The organism is Paraburkholderia silvatlantica, from assembly GCF_003096715.1.
Taxonomy (GTDB): domain Bacteria; phylum Pseudomonadota; class Gammaproteobacteria; order Burkholderiales; family Burkholderiaceae; genus Paraburkholderia; species Paraburkholderia silvatlantica.
Map to the genome: position 1 here is coordinate 33,846 of NZ_QEOL01000003.1, position 16,106 is coordinate 49,951.

The 16,106-nt window shown below is 67.3% G+C and carries 10 protein-coding genes and 3 pseudogenes; 10 read left to right on the forward strand and 3 right to left on the reverse strand.

Annotated elements, in window-relative coordinates; genetic code table 11:
• The first annotated feature begins 103 nt into the window (after positions 1-103).
• Both C7411_RS04590 and C7411_RS04595 read left to right on the forward strand, forming a co-directional pair.
• Positions 104-1,669 carry a methyl-accepting chemotaxis protein gene (locus C7411_RS04590; protein WP_110383892.1) on the forward strand — a complete coding sequence of 522 codons (1,566 nt, stop codon included), beginning with the start codon at positions 104-106 and terminating at the stop codon, positions 1,667-1,669.
• Between the two features lie 67 nt (positions 1,670-1,736).
• Complete coding sequence (locus C7411_RS04595) at positions 1,737-2,135, forward strand: VOC family protein (RefSeq protein ID WP_110383891.1); 399 nt, start codon at positions 1,737-1,739, stop codon at positions 2,133-2,135.
• A 55-nt stretch (positions 2,136-2,190) separates the two neighbouring features.
• Here C7411_RS04595 and C7411_RS04600 read toward each other — a convergent pair whose 3' ends face one another.
• From C7411_RS04600 to C7411_RS04610, 3 genes and pseudogenes are all read right to left on the reverse strand, one after another.
• Positions 2,191-3,933 (reverse strand): Na/Pi cotransporter family protein, encoded by a 1,743-nt coding sequence (locus C7411_RS04600; protein ID WP_110383890.1) that lies wholly within the window; start codon positions 3,931-3,933, stop codon positions 2,191-2,193.
• A 39-nt stretch (positions 3,934-3,972) separates the two neighbouring features.
• Positions 3,973-6,747, reverse strand: coding sequence for an HAD-IC family P-type ATPase (locus C7411_RS04605; protein ID WP_110383889.1), 2,775 nt, complete (start codon positions 6,745-6,747; stop codon positions 3,973-3,975).
• A gap of 278 nt (positions 6,748-7,025) precedes the next feature.
• Positions 7,026-7,409 (reverse strand): annotated as a pseudogene (locus C7411_RS04610) (cupin domain-containing protein); the annotation flags it as partial.
• On the opposite strand from C7411_RS04610, the pseudogene C7411_RS04615 reads away from it, so the two are divergent.
• The 8 genes and pseudogenes from C7411_RS04615 to rbsK all read left to right on the forward strand — a co-directional run.
• Positions 7,392-7,784 (forward strand): annotated as a pseudogene (locus tag C7411_RS04615) (N5,N10-methylene tetrahydromethanopterin reductase); the annotation flags it as partial. The pseudogenes C7411_RS04610 and C7411_RS04615 overlap by 18 nt on opposite strands.
• A gap of 89 nt (positions 7,785-7,873) precedes the next feature.
• Positions 7,874-8,377 (forward strand): flavin reductase, encoded by a 504-nt coding sequence (locus C7411_RS04620; protein ID WP_110383888.1) that lies wholly within the window; start codon positions 7,874-7,876, stop codon positions 8,375-8,377.
• 2 nt (positions 8,378-8,379) lie between these two features.
• Positions 8,380-9,660 carry an MFS transporter gene (locus C7411_RS04625; protein WP_243413066.1) on the forward strand — a complete coding sequence of 427 codons (1,281 nt, stop codon included), beginning with the start codon at positions 8,380-8,382 and terminating at the stop codon, positions 9,658-9,660.
• Positions 9,661-9,847: 187 nt separating this feature from the next.
• Positions 9,848-11,014 (forward strand): annotated as a pseudogene (locus tag C7411_RS38720) (GNAT family N-acetyltransferase).
• A gap of 201 nt (positions 11,015-11,215) precedes the next feature.
• Complete coding sequence (deoC, locus tag C7411_RS04640; protein ID WP_110383887.1) at positions 11,216-12,229, forward strand: deoxyribose-phosphate aldolase; 1,014 nt, start codon at positions 11,216-11,218, stop codon at positions 12,227-12,229.
• A 13-nt stretch (positions 12,230-12,242) separates the two neighbouring features.
• Positions 12,243-14,624: an aldehyde dehydrogenase family protein gene (locus tag C7411_RS04645; protein WP_110383886.1), complete on the forward strand. Its 2,382-nt coding sequence runs from the start codon at positions 12,243-12,245 to the stop codon at positions 14,622-14,624.
• Between the two features lie 48 nt (positions 14,625-14,672).
• Positions 14,673-15,152, forward strand: a complete 480-nt coding sequence (locus tag C7411_RS04650; protein ID WP_110383885.1) for an RbsD/FucU family protein — start codon at positions 14,673-14,675, stop codon at positions 15,150-15,152.
• Entirely contained in the window at positions 15,149-16,090 is a 942-nt protein-coding gene (gene rbsK / locus C7411_RS04655) for a ribokinase (RefSeq protein WP_110383884.1), read from the forward strand. The genes C7411_RS04650 and rbsK overlap by 4 nt, the downstream gene beginning before the upstream one ends.
• Positions 16,091-16,106: the final 16 nt, after the last annotated feature.

Consider the following 16,106-nt stretch of genomic DNA (forward strand, 5'->3'; position numbering starts at 1 on the left):
ACGCATGAGCTGCACTGGGTAAGCGCACCGGCACATTCGATGAAAAACGACTGGGACACGCGCGGCCTCCAGAGCCGCGCGCCCCACGCAAGAGAGACCACGAATGCTTCACAAGCTGTCGATACGCGCGAGCCTGACCCTGATGATCGCCTTCTTCGGCATCGTCCTGATCGTCGGCGCCGCCACAGGACTCCTGTCGATGCGGGCGGGCAACGAGTCGCTGCGCACCATGTACACCGTCGATACGCCGGCCGTCGCCGACCTCGAAGGCAGCGCCGGCCAGTTGCTGCGTCTGCGCCTCGCGCTCGCCACCAATGCTTCGCTGTCCGATCTCGGCGACCACGATGCAGCGGACGCGGTGCTCAAGCGCTTCGACCAGTACCTGAAGAACTCGAACGAGCGTCTGGACCACTATCTGTCGATTGCGAGCGGCGAGGGCGAGGCGCAGGACCTCATCGCCGACATGCAGACCAGGCGTAACGCTTTCCTGCACGATGGCGTCGATCCGGCGCTGGCGGCGCTCAAGGCCGGCGACAAGACCGCGTTCCAGGAACTGCAGGGCCACAAGCTGCCGGCGCTCTACAGCAACTACGAAAAGGCGATGCTCGTGCTCGAGAAGCGCCAGATCGACCTCGGCGCGCAGCGCTACCAGGAAGCCCAGGACCGTTTCAATGCGGTAAGCATCGCCGTGGCTGTGGGCATGGTGCTCTCGCTGCTGTTCGCGTGGATTGGCCGCTCGGCGCTCATGCGTGCGATCGTGCATCCCGTAGACGCGGCGATCGCGCAGTTCCAGCGCATCGCCGCCGGCGACCTGAGCGGTACGGTTAATGCGACGAGCAACAACGAAATGGGCCGCTTGCAGGCCGCGCTGCGGCAAATGCAGGATGCACTCATCAAGACGGTCAGCAGCGTGCGCGAGGGCGCGCTGTCGATCGACAAGGGCGTGAGCGAGATTGCCGCGGGCAATACGGACCTTTCGCAGCGCACCGAGGAGCAGGCTGCCTCGCTCGAGGAAACGGCGGCGAGCATCGAAGAGCTGACCTCCACCGTCAAGCAGACCGCCGAAAACGCACGCCAGGCCAGCACGCTCGCGGAGGGCGCTTCCGGTCTCGCCGCGCAGGGCGGCGCGCTCTCGCGCGAAGTGGTCGGCACGATGCAGGACATCGTGGGCGACTCGCGGCGCGTGGGCGAGATCGTCGGCGTGATCGAGGCGATCGCGTTCCAGACCAACATTCTCGCGCTCAACGCGGCCGTGGAAGCGGCGCGTGCGGGCGAGGAAGGGCGCGGCTTCGCGGTGGTGGCGAGCGAAGTGCGCTCGCTGGCACAGCGCAGCGCCGCGGCGGCCAAGGAGATCAAGGAGCTGATCGAATCGTCGACCTCGCGCGTGGAAACGGGCGCGGGCCTCGTCGAGCGCTCGGGCTCGACGATGAGCGAAATCGTCGAAGCGATCGCGCGCGTGAGTGCGATCATGAACGAGATCGCATCGGCGGCGGCGGAACAGAGCACGGGCATCGATCAGGTGAACGTCGCCGTGGGACAGATGGACCTCGTGACCCAGCAGAACGCGGCGCTCGTCGAGCAGGCAACGGCCGCGGCATCGTCGCTCGAAAACGAGGCGCACCGGCTGAACGCCGCGGTTTCGGTGTTCCGCACCGGCCGCGCGGAGTAACGCTGACGCCGCATGGTGCGATGCGCCGGTTATAGTCGTGCATTCACGACTGCGGACTTCCAGCACCATGCAGCTTCTCGATCACGTTTCGATCGGCGTTCCCGATCTCGACGCCGCGCGCCCCTTCTACGATGCGATCATGAATGCGTTGGGCGCGCTCAAGGTCTACGACCGCCCCAATGCGCTCGGCTACGGCGAGCGTTGCGACGCAGCCGAAACGCAGTCGTCGTATCTTTCCGTCTACCTGGATGCCGGCGCCATCGAGCCGAACAAGCGGCACTGGTGCTTCAAGGCCGCTACACGCTCGCAGGTCGATGCGTTCCATGCCGCCGGTCTCGCGTCCGGCGGCCGCACCGATGGCGATCCGGGCTTGCGGCCGCATTATCACGCCCACTACTACGCCGCCTTTCTCATCGATCCGGCTGGCAATCGGGTCGAGGCCGTGTGCCATACTGCATCGGTCTGAAGTTGCGCATTGCTCGACGCGGCGCCTGAAGGCGTCGAGTCAGGCGGCCGGTTCTTCACGCCTGAGCTTGCGCCTCGGTCCCGGCCACGGCTTCCGCGCTTTCCGGCTCCAGCACTTTCACATCGTGCAGCCACCGCGTGGCCTTGGCGATGGCGCGGGAGAGCCGCGCCACCTCGTTCAGCTGCTCGATCACGTCGTTGGCGAAACGGAAAAGGAACGCCGCGCCCTCGTTGCGCAGTTGCAGCGCAGACATGATGCGCTGCCGCGCAGAGTCGGACTGGGCTTCGATTTCCGGCTTGGCGTCGACGATGCCCGTCACGGCGTCGGCCTCCGGGTGCGCGATCATCTGCACGGCAAGCGTGAAACGCTCGATGACGGACCGGGCGAATTGCAACAGCTCGGGGTTGCTTGCCAGCATGGTCACGTCCGCGCTTTGCGCGGCTCGCCTCTGGCTTAGCGCAAGCATGCTCGTCGTGGCCACTTCGCGGATGGCGTCGAGGCAGGTGGCGATACGCGCGAGATCCACCAGTTGCCGGCCTTCGTCGTCGCTTTGCACGGCGTCGGAGAGCTTGCCGATATAGGTGAGGATGGCGGTGCTGAGCGAGTCCGCCGCCTTGTCCTCGTTCGTCACCGTGGAAAGCGCCTGCGTGGAGCTTTCGACCAGGAGCCTCGCGCTATGCTCGACGAGCGTCTGTACGAGCTTGCCGAGCGAAGCCAGCTCGAGTTGCACGCGAGCAATGGCGAGCGCCGGCATTTCGACCAGCGTTTCGTCGAGGTAACGCGGCACGCCGGGGTCTTGCCACCCTTCGCGGCGCACCGGGGCCAGGCGTTCGGCGAGCTTCGCAATGGGCCCCGTGAACCAGATCAGCACGAGGGTACTGAACACGCTGAACACCGTGTGGGCGTTGGCAGCCTGCCGCGGCGTTTCCGCCGCGAGGCGCGCAGCGCCGGTCAACTCGGGCGAGGAAGGCGAGATCGTGCGTATGAAGTCGGCGAACTGGGGAATCACAAAGACGAAGAACAGCACGCCAAGCACGTTGAAGATCAGGTGAACGATGCCGACTTGCGCCGCCTCCGCCGATTTGCCGATTGAAGCGAGCAGCGCCGTGCCGCAGGTGCCCACATTGGCGCCGAGTATCAGCGCGATGCCCGATTCGAGCGGAATCAGTCCCTGGCTACCCAGCGCGATCACGATCGCGAGCGTGGCCGCCGAGCTTTGCACGATGGCCGTAAACACCGCGCCGATCACCACGCCGATGAGCGGATTGCGCATGTTCTGCATCGCGTCGATGAACGGCTGGTAGTCGCGCAGGGGACGGGTGGCGTTGCCCATCATCTCGATGCCGAGAAACAGCAGGCCGAGGCCGAGCAGCGCGCCGCCCAGTTCGCGCAGCGTGTCGCGTTTCGCAAAGCCGTAGAGCAGGAAGCCGCCGCCGAGCATGAACGGCGTGAGCGCGGAGATATTGAACGCGATGATCTGCGCGGTGAGCGTCGAGCCGATATTGGCGCCCATGATCATCGGGATGGCCTGCATCAGCGTCATGAGCCGTGCGGAAACGAAGCCCACCAGCAGCACCGTGGTAATGGTCGACGAATTGAGCAGCGCCGTGATGCCGGCGCCCGCCAGCACGCCGCGAAAGCGGTTGGCGGTGAGCGAACCCAGCAGCGATTGCAGGCGCGCGCCGGCAATCGTCTTGAGCGCCCCCGTCATGAGATCCAGCCCGAACAGGAACAGGGCGAGCCCGCCCACCAGCAATCCGGACACCTCGACCAGGTTCAGGTTCGCACCAGGCAACATGGCATTGAGCCCTCGCTCTGAAGACGGGACGAAACGATTCTACGCGTCATGGTACTGGCTCGTGGCCGCGCCGCGCTGCTGCGGACTGACGGATTTTTTCAGCGCGGGTATCGAGCGAATGACGAGCTTCTCCAGCTCCACCACGAGGAAGAACAGGATCGCACCCGCCACGAGCCAAAGCCAGGTCGCGAGCGGCAGGGACTCGGTATCGAACACGGCGTGAAAGGGCAGCGTATAGGTGAACAGGATCTGCAGCACAATGACAGCACCCATGCCGTACCAGAGATACCGGTTGCCCATGTGCGCGCGTACCGATAGCGCCGAATGGATCAGCGAGCGGCTATTGAGCAGATAGAAGACCTGTCCCAGCGTGATCGCGTTGACGGCGGCCGTGCGCGCCATCGAGTCCGGCGCGCCCTGCGACTTCATCCAGAAGAATGCCGCGAGCGTATAGAGCACGAGCGCGGCGCCGACAAAGAGAATGCGCCACACGCCGAATGGTGTGACGATAGGACGGTCGATCGAGCGCGGCGGGCGCTGCATCACGTCATCCTCGTGAGGCTCGAAGGAAATGACGAGGCCGAGCGCGACGGACGTGACCATGTTCACCCACAGCACCTGCGGCGCGGTGATCGGCAGCACGAAGCCGAACAGGATCGCGATGGCAATCACGGCGCCCTGGGCGATATTGGTGGGCAGCATGAAGAGCATGGCCTTTTCGATGTTGTTGTAGACCGTGCGCCCCTCCTTGACTGCCGCCGAGATCGACGCGAAATTGTCGTCGGCGAGGATCATGCCCGCGGCTTCCTTCGTGACCTCCGTGCCCTTGATGCCCATCGCCACGCCGATGTCGGCCTTCTTGAGCGCGGGCGCATCGTTCACGCCGTCGCCCGTCATCGCGACCACCTGCCGGTTGGCCTGGATCGCCTTCACGAGCCGCAGCTTGTGCTCGGGGCTCGCGCGCGCGAACACATCCACGCTGCGCACGCATTCCTGCAGCGCGGCGTCGTTCATCGCCTCGATCTCGGTGCCGGCCACGGCCGTCTTGCCGTCGCCGATGCCGAGCATGCCCGCGATCGCGGCGGCCGTGACCTTGTGGTCGCCTGTGATCATCGTCACGCGGATACCGCCGCCGTGACATTCGCGCACCGCGTCGATCGCCTCCTTGCGCGGCGGGTCCATGAGGCCCACGAGACCGAGCAGCACGAGCGTCTTCGGCAGGTCCTGCGGGCCGAGGTTGCCCACTTCGAGGCCGGGGTCGGGCAGCCACGCGAGCGCCAGCACGCGTTCGCCCTGCGAGGCGAGCCGCTCGCCTTCGCGCGCAAAGCGCTCGCGCTCGAGCGGCGCGGGGCCGCTCGCCGTTTGCTGGCGGTCGCAATTTTCGATGATCACTTCCGGCGCGCCCTTCACGAGCAGCATCTCGCCTTGCGCCGAGCGGTTCAGCGTGGCCATGAACTTGTGTTCGGACTCGAAGGGAATGCCGTCGATGCGCGGTGCGGCGGCGGCTTCCGCGCCGCGGTCCATGCCGAGCTTGCCGGCGAACGGGTAGAGCGCGCCCTCGGTCGGGTCGCCTTCCACTTTCCACTTGCCGTCTTCTTCGAAGAGGCCGGCGTCGTTGCACAGAATCGATACGCGTCCCATGAGCGTGAGCACTTCCGGCCGCTCGGCGCCGAGCGCCTTGCCGCCCGCGCGCACCTCGCCTTCGGGTGCGTAGCCATCCCCCGTCACTTCATAGGGCGCGTCCGCCGTCACGACCGAGGTCACCATCATCTCCATGAGGGTGAGCGTGCCGGTCTTGTCCGAGCAGATGCGTGAGACGGAACCCAGCGTTTCGACCGCGGGCAGGCGGCGGATGATGGCGTTGCGCTTCGCCATGCGCTGCACGCCAATGGCGAGCGTGATGGTGATGAGCGCCGGCAGGCCTTCCGGGATCACCGAGACCGCGATGCCCACCACGGCCTGGAACAACTGGATGAAGGTCATGTGGCCGAGCCAGTGGCCCCATGCGAAGAGCAGCACGCTGAGGATGCCGATGGCGATCGTGATGACGTATCCAAACTTCTTGATCTGCCGCAGCAGCGGCGTTTCCAGCGCGCTGACCTCGGCCAGCATCTGGTTGATGCGGCCGAGCTCCGTCTGGCTGCCCGTCGCCACGACGATGCCGGTTGCGCGGCCCGAGAGAACCATCGTGCCGGAAAAGGCCATATTCTCGCGGTCGCCTACGGTGGCTTGCGCCGGCACCGCGCCGGTGTTCTTCTCCGCAGGCACGGACTCGCCCGTGAGCGCCGCCTCCTCCGTGCGCAGGTTGCGCGCTTCCACGAGGCGGATATCCGCGGGGATTTTGTCGCCCGATTCGAGCAGCACGATGTCGCCGGGCACGACCTCGTCGGCTGGGACGAGACGCACCTCGCCGGCGCGCAGCACGCGTGCTTCCGCGGAGAGCATGTTGCGAATCGAATCGAGCGCTTTCTCGGCGCGCCCTTCCTGCAGGAAGCCCAGCAGCGAATTGAGGATGACCACCGCGAAGATGATCGAGGCGTCGAGCCACAGGCTCAGCATCAGCTTGATGAAGCCCGCCGCGAGCAGCACGTAGATGAGCACGTTGTTGAACTGGGCAAGGAACCGCGCAAACGGGCCGCTTTTCTTGCCCTGGGGCAGCACGTTCGGCCCATGGGTGCCGAGGCGCTGTGCGGCGTCCGCCACGTCGAGCCCTTGCGACGGATTCACGCCCAGCTGGCGCTCGATCTCGGCGGCGGGCATGGCGTGCCACTGCACGGCACCCGCACCGTTTGCCGCATGCTCGGCAGAACTCATCTTCGCCCCCTTGGTTGCGCAGAGATTCAACGCAATAGTAAGTTTTTTTCGCAGGAGGCACGCGCAACCTGGTGCGCGCAGTTTTTGTCCGTGGCCGCCGCCGTGGGATGTATGGCAACGTCTGCCTGCCGCGACCCGCCCGAGTCATTCCATGCGCATCACGCCTCTGCTCCCGCTGCCGCGGCGGCTACTATGTGATCTCGCCCGGCGACCGCGCGCAGAAGCAGGCGGCATGCCAATCTTTCGGTTCAGAACTTAATCGGGCGGCGTACTCGCATTCAGCGGCGCACGAGCGCCACGACATAGGCACACGGGCCGTTGCCCGGATTGAAGAACGCGCAGTCGGCCGGCGGCCCGAGCTGCAGGCAGTCGCCCGCTTCGAGCGTGTGCACCTGATCGCCTTCCTCGAATACCAGCGTGCCGCTGCGCACCCAGATCTGCTGATGCTGGAACGTGAACGCCGACGCGGGATACGCGACACGAACCCCGCCTGGCAACTCGATTTCCACGAGTTCGAGCATGCCGCCGTTGCGCGGCGAGACGGCCCGGCGCGTGTAGCCCGTTTCGGGGTCTCGCCAGACCGGCTGATCGGCGGCGCGGCTCAAACGCTCGCCGGTTTGCTCGGCGAGCGCGAGCAGCATGGACCCATCGAGACGGGCAAGAGCCAGGCGATCGTCTCCAACGTCGAAGCCATGACGCGCAGCGCCGGGCCGCGATGGACGCGCCGCAAACTGCTCGAGCACATGGTGCTCGGCAGCCGCCAGGCGCCGTGGGTGGGTTCGGCCGAGCGGATCGCGCAAACCTTGATCGAGTGGAGCGAAACGGCCGGCGTGGATGGCTTCAATCTCTCGCGCACGGTGGTGCCGGAATGCTTCGACGACGTGGTCGAACTGCTGGTGCCCGAACTGCAAACACGCGGCGCGTATAAAAGCGCGTATCGTGAGGGCACCCTGCGGGAAAAGCTCTCCGGCGGCGCGCGCCTGCCGGCGTCGCACGCGGCAGCGCAGTATCGCGGCGCGCGTGTGGATGCCGCATGAGCGATGCACGAGTGATGCATGAACGACGCATGAAAATCGGGCACTGAATTCCCGCTACGAGGAGACCGCGGCAGCAAGCGGGCAAGGATATGGTAGACAAATCCCTCTTTCGCGACGCCATGGCCGGTCTTGGTGCCGCCGTGAACATCGTCACCACCGACGGCGACGCCGGGCGCGCCGGCTGCACGGCGTCCGCCGTGTGCGGCGTGACGGACGAGCCGCCCACGCTGATCGTCTGCATCAATCGCACGAGCCGCAACAATGCGATCCTGCGCGAGAACGGGCGGCTCTGCGTGAACGTGCTGGCAGCCGATCAGCGCGAGGTGGCCACGCGCTTCGCCACGAAAGACATGGACATGGACGCGCGTTTCGCGCTCGCCGAGTGGTATCGGCTCGAAACGGGCGCGCCCGCGCTGCGCGGCGCGGTGAGTTCGTTCGATTGCCACATCGCGCGCACGACCGAAGTCGGTACGCACACGGTGTTCTTCTGTGAGATCAAGGCAGCGCGCATGGTGGGCGGGCGCGACGGGCTGATCTGGTTCGGCCGCGCGTTTCATCGCGTGCTTGCGCAGGCGCACGCGGCGGCGGCTTGAGCGTGGCGCGCACGCCTTCGCGAGGCGCTGCCGGTTCCCGTTCGCCGGACGAAACGGGGCCGCCGGGGCTTGGCACGGCGCAACGCGGCAAGGCCGCCTCGCTCGCATTGCTGCTCCTCGCGCAGGTGGCGGCGATGGGCGTGTGGTTTTCGTCGAGCACCGTGGTGGTGCTCATCAAGCAGGCGCACGCCATTGCCGCCTTCGACGAAGCCTTGCTCACGAGCGCCGTACAGTGCGGCTTCGTGGCCGGCACGATCACGTCCGCGTTGCTTTCGCTGCCCGACCGCTACGATCTGCGCCGGCTGCTCGCGGGCTCCGCGCTCGTGGCGGCTGCGGCCACGGCCTCGCTCGCGTTCCTGCCGCCGGTTGGCGTCGCGGTCGTCGCGCTGCGGTTCATCACCGGCATGTGCATGGCGGGCGTGTATCCGGTCGGCATGCGGCTCGCGGCCACGTGGGCGCGAGGCGACCTGGGTCTTCTCGTCGGCCTGCTCGTGGGCGCGCTCACGCTCGGTTCGGCGAGCCCTCATTTGCTGGCGGCCACGGGCGGGCTCGGCTGGCGCACGATCTATGGCGTCGCCGCGGCGTGCGCGGCGGGTGCTGCCGTGCTGATCGGCTTTGCGGGAATCGGGCCGAATATCCGGCGCGCCACGCGCATCGACTTCGCGAAGGTTACACAGGCGTGGCGGCGGCCCGCCTTGCGGCTCGCCAATCTCGGCTACCTCGGCCACATGTGGGAGCTTTACGCGATGTGGGCGTGGCTCGCGCTGTTCCTCCAGCAGACGTTCGTCGCGCGCGGCATGGCCAACGCCAGCACGCGCGCGGAATGGATGACCTTCAGCGTGATCGCGATCGGCGCGGCGGGCGCGTGGCTCGGCGGCGTGCTGGCGGACCGCGTGGGGCGCACGGCGGTCACGGTCGGCGCGATGGCGACGAGCGCAACGTGTGCCGCGCTGATGGGCTGGCTGGCTCACGCGCCGCTCGTCGTGATGGGGGCGGTCGCGCTCGTGTGGGGCGTCTCGGTGATCGCCGATTCGGCGCAGTTTTCGGCGAGCGTGGCCGAACTGGCCGACCCGGACTCGGTCGGCACGCTGCTGACTGCGCAGACCTGCGCGGGTTTTTTGCTCACGCTGGCGAGCATTCATCTCGTGCCGTACGTGGTGGGGTGGCTGGGATGGCGCGGCGGCTTCGGCATGCTGGCCGTGGGGCCCGCGCTCGGCTGTGTCGCGATGCTGCGGTTGCGGCGTCATCCCGATGCCGCGAGGCTTGCGGGCGGACGCCGGTGATCCGCAAGGCGCAGGCGCGCGGGAATCCAGAAGCAGAGGAAAACTGAACAATTGGCGTACGCGCCGCGCCTGGCTGCATGCGTGGTTCCATGCTGCCAGTCATTCGTGGACCTTTTCACGGAACCATGACCTGCGGTAACCTGGCGCGGATAACGGATACTTTCCGCGCAAGAGGAGCCTGTCACGCATGTCAGCAAGACTGAACGAATTCCAGCAGCCCATTGGCGACCCTGTGGCAGGCTGGCAGCCGCGCGAACGGCCTGCGCGCGTGACGATCGAGGGTCGGTTCTGCCGCATCGAGCCGATCGACCTCGACCGTCACGCCGCCGATCTCTTCGAGGCTTACGGCACGGCGGCCGACGGTCGCGACTGGACCTACCTGTTCGCCGAGCCGTTCACCGACTTTGGCGCGTTTCGCGAGTACCTCGCCAAAGCGGCGGCATCGAGCGACCCGTTCCATTACGCCGTGATCGACCGCGCGAGCGGGAAGGCCGTGGGCACGTTCGCGCTCATGCGCATCGAGCCGGTGCATGGCGTGATCGAAGTGGGCAGCGTGACGTTTTCGCCGCGCCTGAAGCAAACTCCGCTTTCCACCGAGGCGCAGTACCTGCTGATGCGCTACGTGTTCGACGATCTCGGCTACCGGCGCTACGAATGGAAATGCGACAGCCTCAACGCGCCTTCGCGCAAAACGGCGTTGCGTCTGGGCTTCCAGTTCGAGGGCATTTTCCGCCAGGCGATCGTGTACAAGGGCCGCAACCGCGACACCGCCTGGTTCGCGATCATCGATCGGGATTGGCCGCTCGCGAAAGCCGCGTTCGAGAGGTGGCTCTCGAAAGAGAACTTCGACGCGCAAGGCCAGCAGCGCGCGTCGCTTGCCAGCTTCAGAGAAGCAAAGGCGTCCTGAATGTCCGCGGCGATCCTGATCCGCGACCTCGCGAGCGCCGACCGCGACGCGTGGTTCGGCCTTTGGGCGGGCTACAACGCGTTCTATGAAACGAGCGTTGCACCGCACATCAGCGAGCGAACCTGGCAGCGCATGCTCGATGCGGACGCGCCGGTATTCGCCCGTGTGGCCGAAGTCGAGGGACGGCTGGCGGGCTTCGGCCTTTGCGTGCTGCATGCGGGCACATGGGTCGATGCGCCCATTTGCTACCTCGAAGACTTGTTCGTCGATCCCGCTTGCCGCGGGCAAGGCGTCGGCAGGCGGCTCATCGAAGACCTCATCGCACTGGCGCGTTCGCGCGCCTGGTCGCGTCTTTACTGGCACACGCGCGAGGACAACCCCGCGCGCAAGCTCTACGACGAATTCGCGCAAGCCGACGCTTTCGTACGGTACCGGTTGCAGTTCTAAACCGCTCTCTGGACGTGGCGTGCGGGTGCGCGCAAACGGAGGTCCCAGGCTAAAGCTGAACGCGCGGCCCGGCGTTCTAACGTCCCAAGCCCGATAGATAGGATTGTAACGAGTATTGTCACGATCATCTCATCGGTATAGGATGGGTGCGAATAAACCACCACGGTTTGATGTGCATTGCACAAATTCGCCTCCCAACCTATGTCAGAAGCCTCAACGAACTCGCTCGTCGTGCTGCGCGGCGCGCCCGTCCAGCCTGCTGCGCATGTCGCGCGCAACGCCGGCGTGGCGTTCGACGCCGCGTGGCTCGATGCCTTGCGCGTCAACCAGTCCGCCGTCGAGCGGCGCACGGCCACGCTCGGCACGCGCCGCGCGGTCAAGAAGGACGCGCAGGCCGCGTGGCTCCTGAAGGCCATCACCTGCATCGATCTCACCACGCTCAACGGCGACGACACCGAAGGCCGTGTGCGGCGCCTGTGCACGAAGGCGCGCCACCCCGTGCGCGCCGACCTGCTTGCGGCGCTCGGCTTTGCACCCGAGGCCATCACGACGGGCGCGGTGTGCGTGTACCACCGCTTCGTCGCGGCAGCCGTGGACGCGCTGGCGGGCAGCGGCATTCCCGTCGCGGCGGTCTCCACCGGCTTCCCGGCGGGCCTCAATCCGCACGCGCTCAAGCTCAAGGAAATCGAGGCCTCCGTTAAGGATGGCGCCGGGGAAATCGACATCGTCGTCACGCGCGAGCACGTGCTCACCGGCAACTGGCGCGCGCTCTACGATGAAGTGCGCGAGTTCCGCGCGGCCTGCGGCGAGGCGCATCTGAAGGCGATTCTCGCCACGGGCGACATCCGCGTGCTGTCGAACGTCGCGCGGGCGTCGATGGTCTGCATGATGGCGGGCGCGGACTTCATCAAGACGTCCACGGGCAAGGAAGGGGTCAACGCCACGCTCGACGTTTCGCTCGTGATGGTGCGCATGATCCGCGAGTACCGCGAGCGCACCGGCGCGCTGGTGGGCTTCAAGCCCGCGGGCGGCGTATCGAACGCCAAGACCGCGCTTGCCTACCAGATCCTCATGAAGGAAGAGCTGGGGCGGCCCTGGCTCGAGCCCGAGCTGTTCCGCTTCGGCGCTTCGAGCCTGCTGGCCGACATCGAGCGCCAACTCGAACACCACGTGAGCGGCCGCTATTCCGCCTTCCACCGCCACCCCGTAGCCTGAGCAGACCATACCGATGAGCGTAGCCGAGTATTTCCGAACGATGGATTACGGTCCCGCCCCCGAGGACGATCAGCCCGTGCGCGCATGGCTCGCGCAGCACGAGGCGGCGTTTGGGCATTTCATTGACGGCGCGTGGCGCGACAGTGTCGATGGCGCGCGCTTCGAAGTGCGCGCGCCCGCCACGGGCGAGGCGCTCGCCGCCGTGGCGCAAGGCGGTGCGGCGGATGTGGCGGCGGCCGTCGCGGCGGCGCGTGCGGCGCAGCCCGGGTGGTATGCCATGGGCGGCGCGGCGCGCGCGCGGCATCTCTACGCGCTCTCGCGTATGGTGCAGCGCCACAGCCGTCTCTTCGCCGTGCTCGAAGCGCTCGACAACGGCAAGCCGATTCGCGAGGCGCGCGACATCGACGTGCCGCTCGTAGCGCGCCATTTCCTCCATCACGCGGGCTGGGCGCAACTTCAGGAGAGCGAACTGGCCGGCTGGTCGCCGCTTGGCGTGATCGGCCAGATCGTGCCGTGGAATTTCCCGTTGCTGATGCTTGCGTGGAAAGTGGCGCCCGCTATCGCGCTCGGCAACTGTGTCGTGCTCAAGCCCGCCGAGTACACGCCGCTCACCGCGTTGCTGTTCGCCGAACTGGCGCATCGCGCCGGGCTGCCCAAGGGCGTCCTCAACGTGGTGACGGGCGACGGCGGCACGGGCGCGGCGCTCGTCGAGCATCCCGGCGTCGACAAGATCGCCTTCACCGGCTCGACCGAAGTAGGCCGCCTCATCCGCACGGCCACGGCCGGCACGGGCAAATCGCTCACGCTCGAACTGGGCGGCAAGTCGCCGTTCATCGTGTTCGACGACGCCGACCTCGACGGCGCGGTGGAAGGCGTAGTGGACGCCATCTGGTTCAACCAGGGCCAGGTGTGCTGCGCGGGCTCCCGGCTGCTGGTGCAGGAGGGCGTGGAGGCGCGCTTTCTCGAAAAGCTCAGGCGCCGCATGGCGACGCTGCGCGTCGGGCCCTCGCTCGACAAGGGCATCGACATCGGCGCGATCGTCGATCCGGTGCAGCTCGAACGCATCGAGTCGCTCGTGGAAGCCGGGCGGCGCGAGGGCTGCAACGTGTGGCAACCGCGCGAAGTCGAGCTGCCCTCGAGCGGCTGCTTCTATCCGCCGACGCTCGTCACGGGCATTGGACCCGCCTCGACACTCGCGCAGGAAGAAATCTTCGGGCCGGTGCTCGCGGCCATGAGCTTTCGCACGCCCGAAGAGGCCGTGGCGCTCGCGAACAATTCGCGCTATGGACTCGCCGCGAGCGTGTGGAGCGAGACCATCGGGCGCGCGCTCGACATCGCGCCGCGCCTGCAATGCGGCGTGGTGTGGATCAACGCGACGAACCTGTTCGACGCGAGCGTGGGCTTCGGCGGCTACCGCGAGTCGGGCTTCGGGCGCGAGGGCGGCCGCGAAGGCGTGTTCGAATATCTGAAGCCGGCCGCATGGAGCAAATTGCCGATGCGCGCGCAGCGCGAGGCGCGTGCGCCGGCACAAGACTTTGCGCACGCGGGCGCGGGTCTCGATCGCACTGCGAAGCTATTTATCGGCGGCAAACAAGTGCGGCCCGATAGCGGCTATTCGCACGCCGTCTACGCGCCGACTGGCGAATGGGTCGGCGAAGTCGGCTCGGGCAGCCGCAAGGACGTGCGCGATGCCGTGGCTGCCGCGCGCGGCGCGAGCAAGTGGACGCAGATGAGCACGCACGCCCGCGCCCAGGTGCTGTACTACCTCGCGGAAAACCTGAGCGCGCGCGCCGAAGAATTCGCGCGGCAGCTCACGCGGCGCGCGGGGCACGACGCGCGCGCGGCCGTGCATGAAGTGGAGACGGCGATCGACCGGCTGTTCAGCTACGCGGCGTGGGCCGACAAGTTCGATGGCGCGGTGCATACGCCGCCGTTGCGCGGTGTCGCGCTCGCCATGCACGAGGCGCTTGGCGTGGTCGGCATCGCTTGCCCCGACGAAGCGCCGCTGCTCGGCTTCGTTTCGCTGATCGCACCGGCGCTCGCGATGGGCAATCGCGTCGTGGCGCTGGCGAGCGAGGCGTGCCCGCTGGCGGCGACGGACTTCTATCAGGTCGTGGAAACCTCGGATGTGCCTGCGGGCGCGCTCAACATCCTGACCGGCGAGCGCGCCGCGCTGCTGCCGGCCCTCGCGAAGCACGACGACGTGGACGCGCTCTGGTGCTTCGGCACGGCGGCCGATTCGTCCCTCGTGGAGCGCGAGTCGGTCGGCAATCTGAAGCGGACTTTCGTCGATCATGGCCGCGAGGTTGACTGGTTCGACCGGACGAGTGCAGGATTGCCGTTCCTGCGCCATGCCGTGCAGGTGAAGAACATCTGGATACCGTACGGCGACTGAGCGCTTCGAAAGACAGAGACGCCAGGCCCATACCGGAGGAGACAAAAAATGCTGAAGAATCTCGACCCGCTTCTGAACGCCGATGTCCTGCAAGCGCTGCGCGCGATGGGCCACGGCGACGAACTCGTCGTTTGCGACGCCAACTTTCCCGCCGACTCGGTTGCGCGCGCCACGGTGCTCGGCAAGCTCCTGCGCATCGACGGTGCCGATGCGCCCCGCGCCGTGCGCGCGATCCTCTCCGTGCTGCCGCTCGACACGTTTGTCGAGGCCCCGGCCATGCGCATGGAAGTGGTGGGCGAACCCGACACGATTCCCGCCGTGCAGCACGAAGCGCAGGCCGAGGTCGACGCCGCGGAAGGCCGCGCCGTGCCGTTCGCGCCCATCGAGCGTCATGCGTTCTATGCGCGCGCCCGCAAGGCCTACTGTGTGATCGCTACGGGCGAAACGCGCGGCTATGGCTGCTTCGTGTTCACCAAAGGCGTGCTGCTCGCACCCGACGCGCCGCGCGCGCAGGAGCACGGCCAATGAGCGGACGTGTCGTCATTCTCGGCATTTATGTGACCGATCTCGCGTTCCGCGCGAGCCGCATGCCGATGATCGGCGAGACGCTCGCCGGATCGGCATTCGCGATGGGGCCAGGCGGCAAGGGCTCGAACCAGGCCGTGGCCGCCGCGCGCGCGGGCGCGCAGGTGGTGTTCTGCACGCGCGTGGGCAACGACGCGTTCGGCGACATCGCGCGTGCGACGTGGGCCGCCGAAGGCATCACGGCGCGCACTCGGGCGGTGGACGGGCTGGCCACGGGCGCGGCGCACATCTTCGTGGACGACACGACGGGCATGAACGCGATCATCGTCGCAGCGGGTGCAGCGGGCACGATGGAGCCCGGCGACGCCGAAGCGATCGAAGCCGATATTGCGGCCTCCCAGGTATTCGTCACGCAGCTGGAGCAACCGCTCGCGGCGGCGCGGCGCGGCCTCGAACTCGCGCGCCGGCATGGCGTGAAGACGGTGTTCAATCCGGCGCCCGCCATGGCGCTGCCCGACGACATCTTCCCGCTGTGCGACTACGTCACGCCCAATGAGACCGAGGCGCAGGCGCTCACCGGCATCGAGATCCGCAATGCCGACGACGCGCGCCGCGCCGCCGACGTGCTGCTCGCCAAGGGCGCGGGCGCCGTCATCGTGACGCTGGGCGAAGCCGGCGCGCTGCTCCATACGCGCGATGCATCGGTGCTGCTTCCCGCCTTCCATTGCGGCCCGGTAGTCGAAACGGCGGGCGCGGGCGACGGCTTCACGGGCGGCTTCGCGGCGGCGCTCGCGCGCGGCGACGACGCGCTCACGGCCACGCGCTTTGGCTGCGCGCTGGCGGGCATTTCCGTTACGCGCGCGGGCACCGCGCCCTCCATGCCGCGCAAGGAAGAAGTCGACGCCATGCTCGCGCGCACGGCGAACGCCGGTGCGCATTGAGCGTTGCCGGGTGAAA

Coding starts and splice junctions, on each gene's coding strand:
- C7411_RS04650 (WP_110383885.1), top strand. CDS start 14,673: ATGCTGAAGAATCTCGACCCGCTTCTGAACGCCGATGTCCTGCAAGCG.
- C7411_RS04590 (WP_110383892.1), top strand. CDS start 104: ATGCTTCACAAGCTGTCGATACGCGCGAGCCTGACCCTGATGATCGCC.
- deoC (WP_110383887.1), top strand. CDS start 11,216: ATGTCAGAAGCCTCAACGAACTCGCTCGTCGTGCTGCGCGGCGCGCCC.
- C7411_RS04600 (WP_110383890.1), bottom strand. CDS start 3,933: ATGTTGCCTGGTGCGAACCTGAACCTGGTCGAGGTGTCCGGATTGCTG.
- C7411_RS04605 (WP_110383889.1), bottom strand. CDS start 6,747: ATGAGTTCTGCCGAGCATGCGGCAAACGGTGCGGGTGCCGTGCAGTGG.
- C7411_RS04645 (WP_110383886.1), top strand. CDS start 12,243: ATGAGCGTAGCCGAGTATTTCCGAACGATGGATTACGGTCCCGCCCCC.
- C7411_RS04620 (WP_110383888.1), top strand. CDS start 7,874: ATGGTAGACAAATCCCTCTTTCGCGACGCCATGGCCGGTCTTGGTGCC.
- C7411_RS04595 (WP_110383891.1), top strand. CDS start 1,737: ATGCAGCTTCTCGATCACGTTTCGATCGGCGTTCCCGATCTCGACGCC.
- rbsK (WP_110383884.1), top strand. CDS start 15,149: ATGAGCGGACGTGTCGTCATTCTCGGCATTTATGTGACCGATCTCGCG.